Raw genomic sequence first — 256 nt, forward strand, 5'->3', positions numbered from 1 at the left:
GCAGGGGCGAGCGGCCCATCGGCTGGGACAGCTCGCGCTCCACCTGCTCGGCAACCTTGGCGGCGACCGACGCGGTGGACAGCGTCTCCACCGGCACGAGGTCGGCGCCGTCCAGGGTGCGGGGCCGCGAGGCCGGGCGCACCAGCGGCCTCTCGCCGCGCAGCAGGGCGGTGAACTGCACGGGCCCCGCCACCCCGGTGAGCCGCGCGCGGTAGACCGGGATCGATTCGGAGACGCGCATCACGTAGGTCCGCGT

At 75.8% G+C, this 256-nt stretch carries 1 protein-coding gene; it reads right to left on the bottom strand.

Annotated elements, in window-relative coordinates; genetic code table 11:
- The coding region (locus tag C1X29_RS28910) for a hypothetical protein (protein WP_218275739.1) at window positions 1-241 on the bottom strand (241 nt) is incomplete at its 3' end.
- Between the last annotated feature and the right edge of the window lie 15 nt (window positions 242-256).

Source organism: Pseudomonas sp. GW456-12-10-14-LB2 (assembly GCF_002884345.1).
Taxonomy (GTDB): Bacteria; Pseudomonadota; Gammaproteobacteria; order Pseudomonadales; family Pseudomonadaceae; genus Aquipseudomonas; species Aquipseudomonas paraglycinae.